The organism is Streptomyces sp. NPDC056486, assembly GCF_042795295.1.
Taxonomy (GTDB): domain Bacteria; phylum Actinomycetota; class Actinomycetes; order Streptomycetales; family Streptomycetaceae; genus Streptomyces.
Genome location: NZ_JBHTSF010000112.1, coordinates 12592 through 29049, shown reverse-complemented (window position 1 = coordinate 29049; position 16458 = coordinate 12592). Strand labels below are relative to the sequence as shown.

The 16458-nt window shown below is 70.0% G+C and carries 16 protein-coding genes; 4 read left to right on the top strand and 12 right to left on the bottom strand.

Annotation, left to right across the window (positions count from 1 at the left end):
• Nucleotides 1–21: 21 nt before the first annotated feature.
• The 4 genes from ACFQ7F_RS32730 to ACFQ7F_RS32715 form a co-directional block, all read right to left on the bottom strand.
• Complete coding sequence (locus tag ACFQ7F_RS32730; RefSeq protein ID WP_383278360.1) at nucleotides 22–450, bottom strand: Fur family transcriptional regulator; 429 nt, start codon at nucleotides 448–450, stop codon at nucleotides 22–24.
• An 80-nt stretch (nucleotides 451–530) separates the two neighbouring features.
• Nucleotides 531–1436, bottom strand: coding sequence for a metal ABC transporter permease (locus tag ACFQ7F_RS32725; protein WP_383278368.1), 906 nt, complete (start codon nucleotides 1434–1436; stop codon nucleotides 531–533).
• A gap of 5 nt (nucleotides 1437–1441) precedes the next feature.
• Nucleotides 1442–2260, bottom strand: a complete 819-nt coding sequence (locus ACFQ7F_RS32720; RefSeq protein ID WP_383278357.1) for a metal ABC transporter ATP-binding protein — start codon at nucleotides 2258–2260, stop codon at nucleotides 1442–1444.
• Between the two features lie 46 nt (nucleotides 2261–2306).
• Nucleotides 2307–3296, bottom strand: a complete 990-nt coding sequence (locus ACFQ7F_RS32715; RefSeq protein WP_383278354.1) for a metal ABC transporter substrate-binding protein — start codon at nucleotides 3294–3296, stop codon at nucleotides 2307–2309.
• Between the two features lie 145 nt (nucleotides 3297–3441).
• Here ACFQ7F_RS32715 and ACFQ7F_RS32710 point away from each other — a divergent pair, with 145 nt between their 5' ends.
• The gene (locus ACFQ7F_RS32710; RefSeq protein WP_383278351.1) at nucleotides 3442–4821 is read left to right on the top strand and encodes a glycine--tRNA ligase; all 1380 of its coding nucleotides are present in this window, start codon (nucleotides 3442–3444) and stop codon (nucleotides 4819–4821) included.
• Nucleotides 4822–4924: 103 nt separating this feature from the next.
• Nucleotides 4925–5131, top strand: coding sequence for a hypothetical protein (locus ACFQ7F_RS32705; RefSeq protein ID WP_383278348.1), 207 nt, complete (start codon nucleotides 4925–4927; stop codon nucleotides 5129–5131).
• Nucleotides 5132–5153: 22 nt separating this feature from the next.
• On the opposite strand, the gene ACFQ7F_RS32700 is transcribed toward ACFQ7F_RS32705, so the two are convergent.
• The 6 genes from ACFQ7F_RS32700 to ACFQ7F_RS32675 all read right to left on the bottom strand — a co-directional run bounded on the left by ACFQ7F_RS32700 (nucleotide 5154) and on the right by ACFQ7F_RS32675 (nucleotide 11014).
• Entirely contained in the window at nucleotides 5154–5735 is a 582-nt protein-coding gene (locus ACFQ7F_RS32700) for a TetR family transcriptional regulator (protein WP_383278345.1), read from the bottom strand.
• Between the two features lie 24 nt (nucleotides 5736–5759).
• Entirely contained in the window at nucleotides 5760–6776 is a 1017-nt protein-coding gene (locus tag ACFQ7F_RS32695; RefSeq protein WP_383278342.1) for an aldo/keto reductase, read from the bottom strand.
• A gap of 117 nt (nucleotides 6777–6893) precedes the next feature.
• Complete coding sequence (locus tag ACFQ7F_RS32690; protein WP_383278339.1) at nucleotides 6894–7418, bottom strand: hypothetical protein; 525 nt, start codon at nucleotides 7416–7418, stop codon at nucleotides 6894–6896.
• A gap of 32 nt (nucleotides 7419–7450) precedes the next feature.
• Nucleotides 7451–7879, bottom strand: coding sequence for a protein-tyrosine phosphatase family protein (locus ACFQ7F_RS32685; RefSeq protein WP_383278336.1), 429 nt, complete (start codon nucleotides 7877–7879; stop codon nucleotides 7451–7453).
• A gap of 26 nt (nucleotides 7880–7905) precedes the next feature.
• The gene (locus ACFQ7F_RS32680) at nucleotides 7906–9396 is read right to left on the bottom strand and encodes an MFS transporter (protein WP_383278333.1); all 1491 of its coding nucleotides are present in this window, start codon (nucleotides 9394–9396) and stop codon (nucleotides 7906–7908) included.
• A 148-nt stretch (nucleotides 9397–9544) separates the two neighbouring features.
• Nucleotides 9545–11014: an MFS transporter gene (locus ACFQ7F_RS32675; protein WP_383278326.1), complete on the bottom strand. Its 1470-nt coding sequence runs from the start codon at nucleotides 11012–11014 to the stop codon at nucleotides 9545–9547.
• A 101-nt stretch (nucleotides 11015–11115) separates the two neighbouring features.
• Here ACFQ7F_RS32675 and ACFQ7F_RS32670 point away from each other — a divergent pair, with 101 nt between their 5' ends.
• Nucleotides 11116–12054 (top strand): helix-turn-helix transcriptional regulator, encoded by a 939-nt coding sequence (locus ACFQ7F_RS32670; protein ID WP_383278323.1) that lies wholly within the window; start codon nucleotides 11116–11118, stop codon nucleotides 12052–12054.
• A gap of 99 nt (nucleotides 12055–12153) precedes the next feature.
• On the top strand, nucleotides 12154–13284 hold the full coding sequence (gene dusB / locus ACFQ7F_RS32665; protein ID WP_383278320.1) for a tRNA dihydrouridine synthase DusB: 1131 nt from the start codon (nucleotides 12154–12156) through the stop codon (nucleotides 13282–13284).
• A 3-nt stretch (nucleotides 13285–13287) separates the two neighbouring features.
• On the opposite strand, the gene ACFQ7F_RS32660 is transcribed toward dusB, so the two are convergent.
• Both ACFQ7F_RS32660 and ACFQ7F_RS32655 read right to left on the bottom strand, forming a co-directional pair.
• Nucleotides 13288–14562, bottom strand: coding sequence for a cytochrome P450 (locus ACFQ7F_RS32660; RefSeq protein ID WP_383278317.1), 1275 nt, complete (start codon nucleotides 14560–14562; stop codon nucleotides 13288–13290).
• 32 nt (nucleotides 14563–14594) lie between these two features.
• Nucleotides 14595–15893, bottom strand: coding sequence for a glutamine synthetase family protein (locus tag ACFQ7F_RS32655; protein ID WP_383278365.1), 1299 nt, complete (start codon nucleotides 15891–15893; stop codon nucleotides 14595–14597).
• Between the last annotated feature and the right edge of the window lie 565 nt (nucleotides 15894–16458).

Sequence of the window (16458 nt, the reverse complement as noted above, 5' to 3'; positions counted from 1 at the left end):
GGGCCCACAAGTGCGTTCAGGTCACTTCTGCTTCGCGGCGGCCTCCGCGCACTCGGCGCACGTGCCGAAGATCTCGACCGTGTGCGCCACGTTCGCGTACCCGTGCTCGGAGGCGATCGCCTCGGCCCACTTCTCGACCGCCGGGCCCTCGACCTCGACCGCCTTGCCGCACACCCGGCAGACCAGGTGATGGTGGTGGTCGCCGGTGGAGCAGCGGCGGTAGACCGACTCGCCCTCGTCGGTGCGGAGCACGTCGACCTCGCCGGCGTCGGCGAGGGACTGGAGCGTCCGGTAGACCGTGGTCAGGCCCACCGAATCGCCCTTGTGCTTGAGCATGTCGTGCAGGTCCTGCGCACTGCGGAACTCGTCCACCTCGCCCAGGGCCGCCGCCACCGCGGCGCGCTGCCGGGTGGATCGGCCTCGTACCGGGGGTCCCGCAGCTGTTGTCACAGGTGCCTCCTCAACTGAAAAACTCGCACGATCGCCCGCACATCTGTCATATCCCGTGGGGCCATTGTGCCAGCTCGCTCTCAGGCGGTGACCTCGTCCGCCGGGCGCCGCGCCTCGGGTACGCCCTTGGGGACGTCCGCCGTGCAGGTCGCGTCCGCGGCGGCCACGGTCCGTGCCCGGCGCCTGGCCAGGGGGGTCGCGAGCGCCGTCAGGACGACGAAGACACCGATCGCCATCAGGACGATCGTCGCGCCGGGCGGCACGTCCTGGTAGTACGACGTGACCGTGCCGGAGAGCGTCACGGCGGTGCCGATGACCACCGAGAGGATGAACGTCACCTTGAACGAGCGGGTGATCTGCTGGGCCGCGGCGACCGGCACCACCATGAGCGCGCTCACCAGGAGCAGGCCCACGACACGCATCGCGACGGTCACCGTCACCGCCGCCGTGACCGCGATGAGGAGGTTGAGGACGCGCACGGGCAGGCCCGTCACCCGCGCGAACTCCTCGTCCTGGCTCACCGCGAACAGCTGCTTGCGCAAGCCCACCGTGACCAGGACCACAAAGGCCGCGAGCAGGCAGATCGCCGTGACGTCGGAGTCCGAGACCGTCGAGAGCGAGCCGAAGAGGTACGAGGAGAGGTTCGCGTTGGAGCCGGTGTCCGAGAGGTTGATCAGCAGGACCCCGCCCGCCATACCGCCGTAGAAGAGCATCGCGAGGGCGATGTCGCCGCGCGTCTTGCCGTACGCCCTGATCAGTTCCATGGTCACCGCGCCGACCACGGCGATGAGGGTCGCCATCCACACGGGGCTGGAGTTGAGCAGGAAGCCGAGGCCGACGCCCGTCATGGCGATGTGGCCGATGCCGTCGCCCATCAGGGCCTGGCGGCGCTGGACGAGGTAGATGCCGATGGCGGGGGCCGTGATGCCGACGAGGACGGCGGCGATCAGCGCCCGCTGCATGAATTCGGTCTGGAAGATTTCCATCATCATCAGGTCAGCAGTCCTGTGCGGATCGGCTCGTGCTCGTCGGCCGAGTGCGGATGTACGTGGTCGTGGCCGGGCAGCGCGTGCTGGCCGGTGGCCTTGGGTGGCGGACCGTCGTGCGTCACGCAGCCGTCGCGCAGGACGACCGCGCGGTCGATCAGCGGCTCAAGGGCGCCGAGCTCGTGCAGCACGAGCAGGACCGTCGTACCGGCCGCGACCTGCTCGCGCAGGGTCTGGGCGAGGATCTCCTGGCTCGCCAGGTCGACGCCCGCCATCGGCTCGTCCATGATCAGGAGCTCGGGCTCGGAGGCGAGCGCGCGGGCGATGAGCACGCGCTGGTGCTGGCCGCCGGAGAGGGCGCTCACGGAGTCCTTGGCGCGGTCGGCGAGGCCGACGAGCCCGATGGCCCGGTCGACCGCCGCGCGGTCGGCCTTCGTCGTCCAGCCCAGGCTCGCCAGCTTCGTACGCGAGAGGCGTCCTGCCGACACGACCTCGCGGATCGTCGCGGGGACGCCGCTCGCGGCCGTGGTGCGCTGCGGTACGTAGCCGATGCGGGCCCACTGCCTGAAGCGCTTCAGGGGGGTGCCGAAGAGGCTTATGTCGCCCCCGGTGAGCGGGACTTGGCCGATCACGGAGCGGACGGCGGTGGACTTGCCCGAGCCGTTCGCGCCGAGCAGGGCGACGACCTCACCGCGCTCGACGGTGAGGTCGATGCCGCGCAGCACGGGGCGCGCGCCGAGGGTGGCCGTGGCCGCCCGCACGGATATGACGGGCGGGCCGGACCCGGCTGCGGTCGTGGCTTCCGTGCCTTCCGTGGCTCCCATGGCGTGCGCCTCCGATGCTGCTGGCTGTTCGTTCACTTCACGTCTCTCACTTCGCGCCGAGGGCCTTCTGGAGCGCGGCGAGGTTGGACTCCATGACCCCGATGTAGTCATCGCCCTTGGACTTGTCCGTAATTCCCTCGAGGGGATCGAGGACGTCCGTCTTGAGGCCCGCGTCGGTGGCGAGCGTCTTGGCGGTCTTGTCGCTGGCGAGGGTCTCGAAGAACACCGTGGAGACCTTGTCCTCCTTGGCGATGTCCTGGAGCTCCTTGATGCGGGCGGGGCTCGGGTCCGACTCGGGGTCGACGCCCGCGATGCTCTCCTGCTCCAGGCCGTAGCGCTCGGCGAGGTAGCCGAAGGCGGAGTGCGTGGTGATGAAGGTCTTGGACTTGGTGTTCTTCAGGCCGTTCTCGAACTTCGTGTTCAAGCCGTCCAGCTTCTTGACCAGGGCATCGGTGTTCTTCTTGTACGCCGCCGCGTGGTCGGGGTCGGCCTTCTCCATCGCCTTGCCGACGCCCTTGGCGACCTCGGCGTACTTCACCGGGTCGAGCCAGATGTGCGGGTCGGTGCCGGCTTCGCTCTCGTGGCCGTGCTCTTCCTCTTCGGAGTGCTCGTCCTCGGAGTGCTCTTCGCCGCCGTGGTCGTGGCCGACCCCGCTGCCGTGCTTCTCCAGCTTGGTCAGCTCCGCGGCATCCACGGTGTTCTTCACGCCGGACTGGCCGATGGCGTCGTCGACGGCGGGCTGGATGCCCTTGAGGTAGAGGATGACGTCCGATTCGCCGAGGTAGGCGGTCTGCTTCGGGCTGAGCTCCAGGTCGTGCGGCTCGACGCCCGGCTTGGTGAGGGTGTCGACGGAGACGTGGTCGCCGCCTATTTCCTGGGCCAGGTACTGCATGGGGTAGAACGACGCCGTCACGTTCAGCTTGCCGTCACCGTTCTTGTCCGCGGCACTGGAGGACGAGCAGGCGGACAGGGCCGTGAGGCCGAGGACCGTGGCGGAGGCGACGGCGGCGGTGGGTATGAGGCGACGTACGTTCATGACACTCATTTTCAACAAATGTGGAAACGATTGTCAACTACGGGTCTCCGCGGGCACCGACCCGGGAACCGATTTGATTACGGGGGTAAGGCCGCCGGTAACCTGAGTCATTCGCTTCGCCCACCGTCGTAATGAAGAGAGCACCGTGGCCGCCGACAAGATCGACAGCATCGTCAGCCTGAGCAAGCGCCGTGGCTTTGTTTACCCGTGCAGTGAGATCTATGGCGGCCAGCGCGCCGCCTGGGATTACGGGCCGCTCGGCGTCGAGCTCAAGGAGAACCTCAAGCGCCAGTGGTGGCGCTACATGGTCACTTCGCGTGAGGACGTCGTCGGTATCGACTCGTCGGTGATCCTGGCCACGGAGGTCTGGCAGGCCTCGGGTCACGTCGCGACGTTCTCCGACCCGTTGACCGAGTGCCTCTCCTGCCACAAGCGCCACCGCGCCGACCACCTGGAAGAGGCGTACGAGGCCAAGCACGGCCGCCCGCCGGAGAGCCTCGCCGACGTCAACTGCCCGAACTGCGGCACCAAGGGCCAGTTCACCGAGCCCAAGCAGTTCTCCGGCATGCTCTCCACGCACCTCGGCCCGACGCAGGACAGCGGCTCCGTCGCCTACCTGCGCCCCGAGACCGCGCAGGGCATCTTCACCAACTTCGGTCAGGTCCAGCAGACTTCGCGCAAGAAGCCGCCGTTCGGCATCGCGCAGATGGGCAAGTCCTTCCGCAACGAGATCACGCCCGGCAACTTCATCTTCCGGACCCGCGAGTTCGAGCAGATGGAGATGGAGTTCTTCGTCAAGCCGGGCGAGGACGAGACGTGGCAGGAGTACTGGATGGAGCAGCGCTGGAACTGGTACACCGGCCTGGGCCTGCGCGAGGAGAACATGCGGTGGTTCGAGCACCCGAAGGAGAAGCTCTCCCACTACTCGAAGCGCACCGCTGACATCGAGTACCGCTTCCGCTTCGGCGGCAGCGAGTGGGGCGAGCTCGAGGGCGTCGCCAACCGCACGGACTACGACCTCTCCGCGCACTCCAAGGCCTCGGGCCAGGACCTGTCCTACTTCGACCAGGAGGCCGGCGAGCGCTGGACTCCGTACGTCATCGAGCCCGCGGCGGGCGTCGGCCGCACCATGCTCGCCTTCCTCCTCGACTCCTACATCGAGGACGAGGCGCCCAACGCCAAGGGCAAGCTGGAGAAGCGGACGGTCATGCGCTTCGACCACCGCATCGCCCCGGTGAAGGTCGCGGTGCTCCCGCTCTCCCGCAACCCGGAGCTGTCCCCGAAGGCCAAGGGCCTTGCGACGGCCCTGCGCCAGAACTGGAACATCGACTTCGACGACGCGGGCGCCATCGGCCGCCGCTACCGCCGCCAGGACGAGATCGGCACGCCGTACTGCGTGACGGTCGACTTCGACACCCTGGACGACAACGCGGTCACGGTGCGCGAGCGTGACTCGATGAAGCAGGAGCGGGTCTCCCTCGACCAGATCGAGGGCTACCTCGCTTCGCGCCTGGTGGGCTGCTGACACCTGGCCGCACGGCCCCGCTTCGCCGTTCGTCGAGTGAAGGTTGAAAGAAGCCCCCGGATCCGCATACGGATCCGGGGGCTTCTGCTGCACACTGTTCGCCATGCCTTCGACGACCACGAGCAAGGTCAGCAGATGGGACCAGCATGGGCGCGAGCATGTCGTGCACGTGCAGAAGTCCGGTGTCCAACGGCAGTTGAACTGCGACACGTGCGGCTGGGAGAAACGGGCCCAGTTCCTGCCGTGGCTCAAGGCGGAGGAACACCTCGCCGAGGAGCATCAGGCGACGGTGGACCCTTCGGTGCCCTGACCTCGCTGAGCTGCGGCAGCCTCTAGCGGCGCAAGCCGCGCAGTACCAGGTCGATCACTGCCGTGAAGGCGGGTTCGATGTCTGGCTCTGACCATTCCGGGGCGTAGGCCGGGTCGTGGAAGCGGTTGGTGGCGTCGAAGACCGCTCGGGCGGTGGAGGCGGGGTCCGGGGTGGTGAACTCGCCTCGATTTACGCCCTCTTGGACGATTGCGGTCAGTTGTCCTGTGAGGTCCGCGATGTGGCGGTCCACCACTCCGCTGTTCTCGATCGCCAACACCGTGTACGTGGCGAACAGTTCGGGGTCGTCGCCCGCCTTGTGCTGCTTCGCGGCGAACAGGCCCGTCAGCCAGTGGCGCAGTTTCGTCTCGGGGCCCTCGGTGCCGGTGACGATCCCGGACAGGGACTCCGACGTACGGTCCAGCCAGCGTTTCGTGACCGCCTCGCGCAGCTCCGCCTTCGTACGGAAGTGGCGGTAGACCGTGCCATGGCTGACCCCGAGCACGCGGGCCACGTCCACGACGGTGGCCTTGGCCGCGCCGTGGCGGCGCAGCATCTCCTCCGTGGCTTCGAGGATGCGCTCGGGGGTCAGGGTGCCGGTTGCCATGAGAGTGACCGTACCTGGGGGCGATCAGCGTTCGCTGTCGAGGTGAGCCATCTGTGCCTCCGGGTAGCGCGCACCCGCGGCGGCGTCCGCGGGGACGGCCTGCTCGATCGCGGCGAGGTCGGCCTCGTCGAGCGTCACGTCGAGGGCGCCGAGCGCCTCGGTGAGACGGTCGCGGCTGCGGGCGCCGACGAGCGGGACGATCGCCGCCTCATGCCGGGGGCCCTGCGTGAGCACCCAGGCGATGGCGGTCTGCGCGACGCTGACCCCCTTCTGCTCGGCGATCTTGCGGAGGGCGTCCACGAGGTCGAGGTTCCGGTCGAGGTTCTCGCCCTGGAAGCGGGGGCTCATCGACCGGAAGTCGTTCGCGGCCAGCTTGCGGTCGCGGGTGAAGTGGCCGGAGATGAGGCCGCGGGAGAGCACTCCGTACGCCGTGATCCCGATGCCGAGCTCGCTGACCGTCGGCAGGATCTGCTCCTCGATGCCGCGCGAGATGAGCGAGTACTCGATCTGCACGTCGGAGATGGGGGCGGTGGCGGCGGCGCGGCGGATGGTGTCGGCGCCGACCTCCGAGAGCCCGATGTGGCGGACGTGCCCCTTCTCGACCAGCTCCGCGATCGCGCCGACGGTCTCCTCGATGGGGACGTCGGGGTCGATACGGGCGATGCGGTAGACGTCGATGTGGTCGACGCCGAGCCGCTGGAGTGAGTACGCCGCGAAGTTCCTGACCGCGGCCGGCCGCCCGTCGTACCCGGACCAGCCGCCGTCCGGGTCGCGGAGAGCGCCGAACTTGACGCTGGTGAGCGCCTGTTCGCGGCGCGCGGCGGGGGCGGAGCGGAGGGCTTCGCCGACCAGCATCTCGTTGTGCCCCATGGCGTAGAAGTCGCCGGTGTCGATGAGGGTGACGCCCGCTTCGAGGGCGGCGTGGACGGTCGCGATGGACTCCGTGCGGTCGGCGTCGCCGTAGAGCGCGGACATGCCCATGGCACCGAGGCCGAGGGCGGAGGACTGGGGGCCGGTGGTTCCGAGGGGAAGAGTACGCATGCATTCACCATGACATGACAGATGACAGATTTCAATATCTGTTATCTGTCACCTGTCATGTGTCGGCTCTCATCGCCATCGTCATCCGGAGCGTTATCCGGAGCGTTATCCGGAGCGTCATCCGGAGGTGAGCCATGCCGCGACCGCCGCGGCCGTGTCGGAAGGGGCGCGGCCGGAGGTGGAGAATCCCGTGCCGATGAGGTCGCGCAGTTCCCGCGCGTCCTGGAGCGCCTCCCCGATCTCCGCGTCGTCCCAGCCGCGGGCTGCCAGACGTGTACGGCGGTCCCCGTCATCGCAGTCCAGGCGCGCCCACACGGCCTCGGGCACATCGGTCACACCGGCCGCGGCGGCCTCCCATTCGGCCGGCGTGAGCGGGCAGGTCACCAGGACCGGTTGGTTCCCGCGCGTCAGCATGCTCGCGACGCGCACCCACAGGCGGTTGTAGTCCGGCCAGACGGCGCTCGCGTCGGTGGAGGTGATCTCGATGCCCAGCAGGCGGCCGTCGGGATCGGGCAGTTCGTCGAAGTCGACGACGGTGAAGGGGCTGTGGTGCAGGTGTTGGCGCAGGTACGGGCGCAGGTGCGCCAGGAGCGTCGACTTGCCCGCCCCCGGCGCCCCCGTGATCAGCCGCAGATCCGCCATTCCACGCCCTCCTTCGCCTACCGCCCCCGCCGTCAGCCGAACCGCTTCACGAACCTCCGCTGCCACGGCGTCTCCACCGCCCGCGGCGCATAGTGCTCCCGCACATACGCGACCGCCTCATCGCCCGGCACTCCGTCCAGTACCGCCATGCACGCAAGCGCCGTCCCCGTACGCCCCTGTCCGCCGCCGCACGCCACCTCGACCCGCTCGGTCTCCGACCGCTCCAGCGCCTCGCGCAGGGCATCGGTCGCCGCCGCGCGGTCGGCGGGCAGCCGGAAGTCGGGCCAGCGCACCCACCGGGCCTCCCAGTCGACGGCGGGCGGCTCCTTGCCGAGGAGGTACAGCGCGAAGCCGGGCGTCGGGCCATCGGGGAGGGGGTGGCGCAGTCCCCGGCCGCGGACGAGCCGGCCCGAGGGGAGTCGGAGTATGCCTGATGCCGTGGAATCCCAAGTCGCAGTCACAGCGCGAGCGTAGTTCGGGCATCCGCTCAGGGCTTGGCTGATCGCCGATCCGAGCGGGCTGTATCCGCAGGCGGTTCCTGCGGGCCGTGCGGGCCGGTCTCCAGGCACTCCGCCGTCCGCCGTGCCGTCTCCCTCGCCCACCGGCCGCTCGTCAGCGCGCCGAGGAGCAGGACCGCCAGGCCGCAACCCGCGATGATCCACCAGGCGGGGCGGCTCGCTTCGGTGAAGACGGCCGCGTACGACGAAGATCCCACCCCGGATGCCAGGACCGCGCCGATGACCGCGACGCCGAGGGTCTGGCCGATCTGGCGGCTCGTGGAGGCGACGGCGGCGGCGACGCCCGCCTGGGAGCGGGGCATTCCGGAGACGGCGGTGTTGGTGATGGGGGCGTTCACGAAGCCGAAGCCGAGCCCGAAGAGGGCGTATCCGATGAAGAGCGTCCCGTTCGTGGTCTCCGCGTCGAAGGCGGCGAACAGGACCCCCGAGACCGTCATCGCGACCCCCGCGATGAGGAGCGGGACGCGCGGGCCCCGGCTGCCGACCAGACGGCCCGACAGCGGGGCGCAGACCAGCGTCATCGTGGCCATCGGCAGCATCCACACGCCCGCGTGCAGGGCGTTCAGGCCGCGCACGTTCTGGAGATAGAGCGTGGAGAGGAAGAGGAAGCCGCCGAGCGCGGCGAAGGCGGAGACCGCGATCACCGTCGCCCCGCTGAACGGTGCCGAGCGGAAGAAGCGAAGGTCGATGAGGGGGTCGGTGCGGCGCGGCTCATAGGCGAGCAGCCCGACGAGGGCGAGGAGCGCGGCGGCAGCGAACGCGATGATCAGCGGCGACGTCCAGCCCGCCGTCGGGGCCTCGATGATCGCGTACGTCAGGGCGCCGAGCAGCACGATGACCAGGAGCTGGCCCACGGGGTCGGGGCGGCGCGGCTTGGGGGCGCGGGACTCGGGGACGTACCGGATGGTGAGGAGGAGCGCCGCGAGGCCGACCGGCAGGTTGATCCAGAAGATGGATCGCCAGCCGACGGAGTCCACCAGGAGACCGCCCACGATCGGGCCCGCCGCCATCGAGATGCCGACGACGCCACCCCAGACCCCGATGGCGCGGGCCCGCTCGCGGGGATCGGTGAAGGTGTTGGTGATGATCGACATCGCGACCGGGTTGAGCATGGAGCCGCCGACCGCCTGGGCCATGCGGAAGGCCACGAGGGATTCCAGGTTGGGCGCGAGGGAACAGGCCACCGAAGCGACCGTGAAGATCACCAGGCCGACCTTGAAGATCTTCCTGCGTCCCACGCGGTCGGCCGTCGACCCCGCGAGCATGAGGAGCGCGGCGAGTACGAGGGTGTAGGCGTCGATCGTCCACTGCATGCCCGAGATGTTCGTGTCGAACTCCCGCGCCATGGTGGGCAGGGCGACGTTCAGGACGGTGTTGTCGAGACTGACGATGAGCAGGCTCATGCAGCAGATGGCGAGGACGAGCATGCGTCGGCGGTGCGTCAGCTCTTGCGGGGGCATGAGTTCGACGGTATCCCGGCGGGCCGGGCGGCGCGTCGGGGACCGCCCCGTCAGGGGCGCTGGGAACGCCGGGCACTTTGGGGGCGCGAGGAACTGCGCGAGCAACCACGACGCACCCGCACCGGCAAAGCCCGCCGCCGCCCCCGCCTCAGGCGAGCTTCCGCGGCAGCCGCAGGCTCAGCAGCGCGAGGCCGATGAGCCCGGCCAGTTGCACCGCAAGGACGATGGCGAACGCGTTCCGCATCCCCAGGCCCGGCACCAGGGCCAGGAAGAGCGAGCCGATCGTGGCGACACCCACGGCAAGGCAGGACTGCTGGACCGTCGCCGCGAGACCGCTGCCCGCGCCGGCCTTCGCGGCCGGTACCGCGGCGAGCACGATGCGGTAGTAGAGGGCGAGCTGCACACCCTGGCCGAGCCCGCACAGGGCGAGACCGGGGGCGAGGGCGAGCGGGCTCAGCGCCGACAACGGCGTCCACAGCACCGTCAGGGCGAGGAGCGCGAGGCCGGATCCGTGCACGAGCGCGCACAGCGTCATCGCGCGGCTGCCGAGCCGCGCCACCAGGCGCGGGGCGAGCATCGACGCCGCGAACTGGACGACGCCCATGGGGATCAGGGTCAGACCGGCCTTCAAAGGGCTGAACCCCAGCCACTGCTGGAGGGTCACCGCGCTGACGAACATCCAGCCAGCGAAGCCGGTGAAGATGGGCAGGCCGAGGGCCAGGCCCTTGCGTACGCCGGGCTCGCGAAGGAGTGACGGGGGCAGCAGCGGGCTGCCGCCGGTGCGTTCGGCGCGCAGCTCGACGCGGGCGAAGCCCCAGGCGAGGAACGGCGAGGCGGCCAGGAGCAGCACCGACCACAGGGGCCAGCCCGCGGCCCTGCCCTCGGTCAGGGGAAGCAGCAGGGCGATCAGGGACGCGGCGAACAGGAGCGTGCCGCCGATGTCGCTGCGGGTGGGCTGCTCGGCGCGGCTGTCCGGCACGGAACGTACCGCGCAGAGCAGGGCGGCGACCGCGACGGGGGCGTTCACCAGGAACACCGCGCGCCAGCCGGTGGCCGCGATGTCGGCGGAGACCAGGACGCCGCCGAGCACCTGGCCGAGGATGACGGAGATGCCGCCCACCGAGCCGTACAGCGCGACCGCCTTCGTCCGGTGCTCTCCCCGCGTCGTCGCGTGGATGGTGGCGAGCACCTGCGGCAGCATCAGCGCGGACGCGGCGCCCTGGGCGACGCGCGCCCCCACCAGCCACCAGGCGCCGGGCGCGAGCCCGCAGGCCAGCGAGGTCACGCCGAAGGCGGCGACGCCCCAGAGGAAGAGCTTGCGGCGCCCGTAGGTGTCGCCGAGCCGACCGCCAAGTACGAGAAGGACGGCGTACGCGACGGCGTAACCCGCGACGACCATCTCCAGGGTGGCGGGGGACGCGTGCAGGTCGTGTTCGATGCTGGGCAGGGCGACGTTGACGATGAAGAAGTCGATCATCGGGAGCGCGGCGCCGAGCAGGATGGTGAGGAGGCCGAGCGGGGTCAGGGCGGGGGAGGGGGAGGTGGGTGACGCGGGCGGGGTGTGAGGGGCGGCCGGGGCGGGCTCGAGGACGTGGGCCGTGGAGTTCGTGAGGTTCACGAGTACGACGGTCGTCGAACCTTCAGCCTGGTACCAGAGTCTCTTTATCCTGGTACCTGTACTACCTGGAAACAGGGTCGCTCCGCGGGCAAGCTGTTCACATGGACACCGTGGACACCTCGGAACCCGAGGGCATCGAGGGCATCGAGGGCATCGAGGACACCGCAGCACCGACGCAGCCCGACCGTGTCCGCCGCAGCGAGCTCGCCGACTTCCTGCGCAGCCGCCGCGAGCGCATCACGCCCGAGCAAGCGGGCCTGCCCCGCGGCCCACGCCGCCGCACGCCGGGCCTGCGCCGGGAGGAGGTCGCGCACCTCTCCACTGTGGGCGTCACCTGGTACACGTGGCTGGAGCAGGGCCGCGCCATCCATGTGTCGGCCCAGGTGCTCGACGCGCTCTGCCGCGCCCTGATGCTGGATTCCGGCGAGCGGGCCCACCTCTTCCAGCTCGCGGGCACCGCCGACCCCTCACCGGCCGCCGACATCGCGTCGGTCCCGCAGGGCCTGCTGCGGATCGTCACGCAGCTGGAGCCGTACCCGGCGTGCGTGCAGAACGCCCGCTACGACATCCTCGCCTACAACTCCACGTACGGAAATCTCCTCGCCGACCTCGATGCGCTCCCGCCCGAGGACCGCAACTGCATGTGGCTGACCTTCACGCACCCCGCCTGGCAGGCCGCCATGGACGACCGCGCTGAGACGATGCGCCGGATGGTCGCGAGGTTCCGGGGGCGGATGGCCGTACATCTCGCGGACCCCGCGTGGAAGACGCTGCTCAGGCGGATGCGCAAGGCTTCGCCGGAGTTCTGCGAACTATGGGAGCGGCACGAGGTGATGCAGGCGGTGGACCAGACGAAACGGTTCAACAACCCGGTCGTGGGGCCGCTGCACTTCACGTACCACGGGCTGTGGCTCGGCCCGGCCGAGGGCCCGCGCCTGGGGACGTACGTCCCGGCGGACGCGCGATCACAGGCGGCCACGGAGGAGCTGCACCGCCTGGTGAAGGCCGGGCGTGTGGGCAGTGGTGCAGGCGGGGTGTGACTGCCCGCGCGGGCAGTCGCGCGGGCAGTCCTGCGGATGAGGGACAATAAGAGGTCTGCCCCTCGCCTCATCCACGCTCGTCCCGGAGGAACCCGCGCCATGGAGCCCCAGCTTCAGATCGGCCCGCACGCCGTGCGGCCGCCCGTCGTGCTCGCCCCGATGGCGGGCATCACGAACGCGCCGTTCCGGACGCTGTGCCGGGAGTTCAGCGGGGGCAAGGGTCTCTTCGTCAGCGAGATGATCACGACGCGCGCCCTGGTCGAGCGCAACGAGAAGACCATGCAGCTGATCCACTTCGACGAGACCGAGAAGCCGCGGTCGATCCAGCTGTACGGCGTCGACCCCGCGACCGTCGGCAAGGCGGTCCGCATGATCGCCGAGGAGAACCTCGCCGACCACATCGACCTGAACTTCGGCTGCCCCGTCCCCAAGGTCACCCGCAAGGGCGGCGGCTCGGCGCTCCCGTACAAGCGCCCCCTGCTGCGCGCGATCCTCCGTGAGGCCGTCAGCGGCGCCGGGGACCTGCCCGTCACCATGAAGATGCGCAAGGGCATCAACGACGAGCACATCACCTTCCTCGACGCGGGCCGCATCGCCGTCGAGGAGGGCGTCACGGCGATCGCCCTGCACGGCCGTACGGCCGCCCAGCACTACGGCGGCACCGCTGACTGGGACGCCATCGCGCGCCTCAAGGAGCACGTCCCCGAGATCCCCGTCCTCGGCAACGGCGACATCTGGTCCGCCGCCGACGCGCAGCGGATGATGAAGGAGACCGGCTGCGACGGAGTCGTCGTCGGCCGCGGCTGCCTCGGCCGCCCCTGGCTCTTCGGTGACCTGGTGGCCGCCTTCGAGGGCACGGGCGCACCCAAGGCCCCGGACCTGCGCGAGGTCGCCGCCGTCATGCTGCGGCACGCGACCCTCCTCGGCGAGTGGATCGGCGACGAGGCGCGCGGTGTCATCGACTTCCGCAAGCACGTCGCCTGGTACCTGAAGGGCTTCGCCGTCGGATCGGAGATGCGCAAGCGCCTCGCGATCACCTCGTCCCTGGCCGAACTGGAAGACGGCCTCGGCGAGTTGGACCTCGACCAGGGGTGGCCGACGGGCGCGGACGGGCCGCGCGGCCGTACGTCGGGCAACAATCGCGTGGTCCTGCCGGACGGCTGGCTGAAGGACCCCTACGACTGCGCGGGCATCAGCGAGGACGCGGAGCTGGACACGTCCGGCGGCTGACTCTCATGTCAGCGTGACCGTGACCGGCAGCTCCTTGATCCCGTTCACGAAGTTCGACCGCACCCGCCGCACCTCACCGGCCACGCGGATGTCCGCCAACCTGGGCAGCAGCTCCTCGAACATGATCCGCATCTCCAGGCGGGCCAGGGAGTTGCCCAGGCAGAAGTGCGGGCTGCCCTTGCCGAAGGTGACGTGGTCGATGTTCTCGCGGGTGACGTCGAAGCGGTACGGATCCGGGAAGACGTCCGCGTCACGGTTGCCGGAGGCGAACCACAGCACCACCTTGTCGCCTTCCTTGATCAGCTTCCCTCCCAGCTCCACGTCACGGGTCGCCGTCCGCCGGAAGTGGTAGACGGGCGAGGCCCAGCGCAGGCACTCCTCGACGCCGCCCGGGATGAGTGAGGAGTCTGCCGTGAGCCTGGCACGCTCGTCCGGGTGGTCGATCAGCGCGAGCATGGAGTGCGAAATGGCGTGCCGGGTCGTCTCGTTGCCCGCGACGACGAGCAGCAGGAAGTAGTTGTCGAAGTCGGTGTCGGAGAGTGGGATCCCGTCCTTGGGTGAGTTGTTGACGAGCGTGCTCACCAGATCCATACCGCCGCCGCCGCGCCGCCTGGCGGCCAACTTCCTCCCGTAATCGAAGACTTCGAGCGCGGCGGGGGAGCGGAACGGCAGATCGCGGTACTGCTCGCTCTCCGCACTCTCCAGGAGCACGTCGGCGTAGTCGGGGTCGGTGTTGCCGATGATGCGGTTGCCCCAGTCGATGAGCTGCTGGGTGTCCTCCTCGGGAACGTCGAGCATCCGGGCGAGCACATTGATGGGAAAGTCCGCCGAGACCTCCTTCACGAAGTCGAAGGTCCCTTTGGGGAGAGCGGCGTCGAGAGTCCGGGCCGTGAGACCGCGCAGGAAGGTCTCGTACGTCGCCACCGCGCGCTGCGTGAACTGCTTCTGCAGGATCAGCCGCATCGCCCGGTGCCGCATGCCGTCGGTCTCCAGGAGGGAGCGGCGCAGAGCGATCTGATCCTCGTCGACCTCTTCGAGGTTCGTGAACCGCATCGAGGTGAAGGTCTCCGGGTCGCGGTCCACGCGCACGATGTCCTCGTGCCGGGTGACCGCCCAGAAGCCGGAGTTGGGCGCGGGCTCGGGCTGCCAGTGGACGGGGTCCTCCCGGCGCAGCACGTCGAACATCCGCCAGGGCAGTGTGCCGTCGGTGAACTTGTCGTTGTCGGCGAGGTCGACGTCGGACAGCGCGAGGGGCGCGGGCCCCGTGGCCGTACTCATGGACGTACTCCTTCAGGGGGAGAGGGGAGCGGTCAGATGAGGAAGGCGTACTCCGTGAACTCCCACTCGGTGATGTGCTGTTGGAAGCGTTCGATCTCGTTGCGCTTGTACGTGAGAAAGGCGCCGGTGAACTCCGGGCCCAGGAGCCCGGTCAGTGCCTCGTCGGCCTCCAGGGCGTCAAGGGCGGCGCCGAGCGTGTCGGGGAGGCGGGGCGCGGAGTCCTCCCGGTAGCCGTAGCCCTCCAGGGGCGCGGGCGGCTCCGGCTTGTCGCGGATGCCGATGAGCAGGGCGGCGACGGTGCCCGCGATGGCCAGATAGGCGTTGGCGGACGCATCGCCGAGCCGCAGCTCCAGTCTGGTGCCCGACCCCCTCTCGGGCGGTATCCGGAGCATGGCGCTGCGGTTGTCGAGGCCCCAGTCGATCAGCCAGGGGGCGAGGGTGTCGGGGCCGAAGCGTTTGTAGGAGTTGATGGTCGGGTTGAGCAGGGCGCTGAGCGCGGGCGCGTGGCGGAGGAGTCCGGCGATGGCATGCCGGGCGGTCGCGGAGAGGCCGTCGGGGGCTCCCGCGTCCTCGAACACGTTGTGACCGGCGGCATCGACCAGTGAGACGTGCAGATGGAAACCGGAGCCGCCGAGCCCGTTGAACGGCTTGGCCATGAAGGTCGCGAGGCGCCCCTCGCGGCGGGCCAACTCCTTGACGGCGGCCTTGAAGCGGAAGGCGCGGTCGGCGGCGTCCAGGGCGTCGGAGTGGTCGAGGTTGATCTCGAACTGTCCGCCGTCGAACTCGTGGTTGCCCGCGATGGCGCCGATGCCGAGATCGGCCAGGGAGCGCAGGGTGCGCAGGAGATGGCCGTCCGGGTCACCGCGCCGGCCCGCGCTGTATACGTTGCCGGTGGCGCCGCCGTACACGGACCACCCGGAGGGTGCCGCGGGGTCGGCGTCGCACAGGAAGTACTCCAGCTCGGGCCCGACGACGGGGGTGACGGCGCCGTCGGCGTACTCGTCGGCGCTCTCAAGTACGCGCCGCAGCAGGGCGCGTGGCGATTCCGGGGCGGGTTCACCGGTCGCGGGGTCGAAGGTGTCCCCGAGGCACCAGGCGACGCCGGGTTCCCAGGGCAGCGCCTGGAGTGTGGACAGATCGGGCCGTACGGAGACGTCCGGGAGCCCTGCATCGAGTCCGCCCGCGACGGGAACGACGTCGCCCCTGGGGGTGGTGTGGTAGACGGCGCGGCAGAAGGAGAGTCCGTGGCCGCAGGCGCTCGGCAGGTGGCCGACGAGGATGTCCCGGCCGCGGTCGGCGCCGATTAGGTCGGGGTAGATGACGCGGACGATGTCCGTGCCTTGTGCGCGGAGCGCTTCTACTGTTTCTGCGACTGTTTCTGCGGCCTGGGTGGCCTCGTCCCTCGGGGTCGCGCTCGCTTCAGTCACCCGTGTTCCAGCCTTTCTGCGGGGCGGATCGGGGTTATCGTTTGAGACCAAACGATAGGAATCCCTGCGGGTACGCGCAAGCCCTCCGGGCGGGGTTGTGGCGGAACTGGGGGTGCGCTGCGCGGGCTTCCGCGCCGTAGGGGGCTCCCCCACCCACCCGCCCGATCACCCCGCGTCCGATCCTCACCGAACGGGCCTTTCCCACCCACCCGCCCGATTGCCCGGCGTCATCGGGTGGGGGTGGGTGGGAAGCGTGCGTGGCGTGCGGGCGGGTTGGCGGCCTGCGCGCACCGGGGTGGGTGGGGCGGTAGTCGGCGACAGGGGGGCGTGCCCCCGTCGCGGGGGGATCGGCCCCGCCTGCCCGCAGGCGGGGCCGAGGCAGGGGCGTGGCGTGCCCTAGTCGCTGGGGGATCGGCCCCACTCACCTGCAGGCGGCATCGAGACGTGAGGGGGCGTGACGTGCCCCAGT

Excerpts from the sequence above, each read along its gene's own strand:
- ACFQ7F_RS32695 (WP_383278342.1), bottom strand. The coding sequence starts at position 6,776 with ATGCGTACTCTTCCCCTCGGAACCACCGGCCCCCAGTCCTCCGCCCTC.
- ACFQ7F_RS32680 (WP_383278333.1), bottom strand. The coding sequence starts at position 9,396 with ATGCCCCCGCAAGAGCTGACGCACCGCCGACGCATGCTCGTCCTCGCC.
- ACFQ7F_RS32725 (WP_383278368.1), bottom strand. The coding sequence starts at position 1,436 with ATGGAAATCTTCCAGACCGAATTCATGCAGCGGGCGCTGATCGCCGCC.
- ACFQ7F_RS32660 (WP_383278317.1), bottom strand. The coding sequence starts at position 14,562 with ATGAGTACGGCCACGGGGCCCGCGCCCCTCGCGCTGTCCGACGTCGAC.
- ACFQ7F_RS32705 (WP_383278348.1), top strand. The coding sequence starts at position 4,925 with ATGCCTTCGACGACCACGAGCAAGGTCAGCAGATGGGACCAGCATGGG.
- ACFQ7F_RS32670 (WP_383278323.1), top strand. The coding sequence starts at position 11,116 with ATGGACACCGTGGACACCTCGGAACCCGAGGGCATCGAGGGCATCGAG.
- ACFQ7F_RS32715 (WP_383278354.1), bottom strand. The coding sequence starts at position 3,296 with ATGAACGTACGTCGCCTCATACCCACCGCCGCCGTCGCCTCCGCCACG.
- ACFQ7F_RS32700 (WP_383278345.1), bottom strand. The coding sequence starts at position 5,735 with ATGGCAACCGGCACCCTGACCCCCGAGCGCATCCTCGAAGCCACGGAG.
- dusB (WP_383278320.1), top strand. The coding sequence starts at position 12,154 with ATGGAGCCCCAGCTTCAGATCGGCCCGCACGCCGTGCGGCCGCCCGTC.
- ACFQ7F_RS32720 (WP_383278357.1), bottom strand. The coding sequence starts at position 2,260 with ATGGGAGCCACGGAAGGCACGGAAGCCACGACCGCAGCCGGGTCCGGC.
- ACFQ7F_RS32690 (WP_383278339.1), bottom strand. The coding sequence starts at position 7,418 with ATGGCGGATCTGCGGCTGATCACGGGGGCGCCGGGGGCGGGCAAGTCG.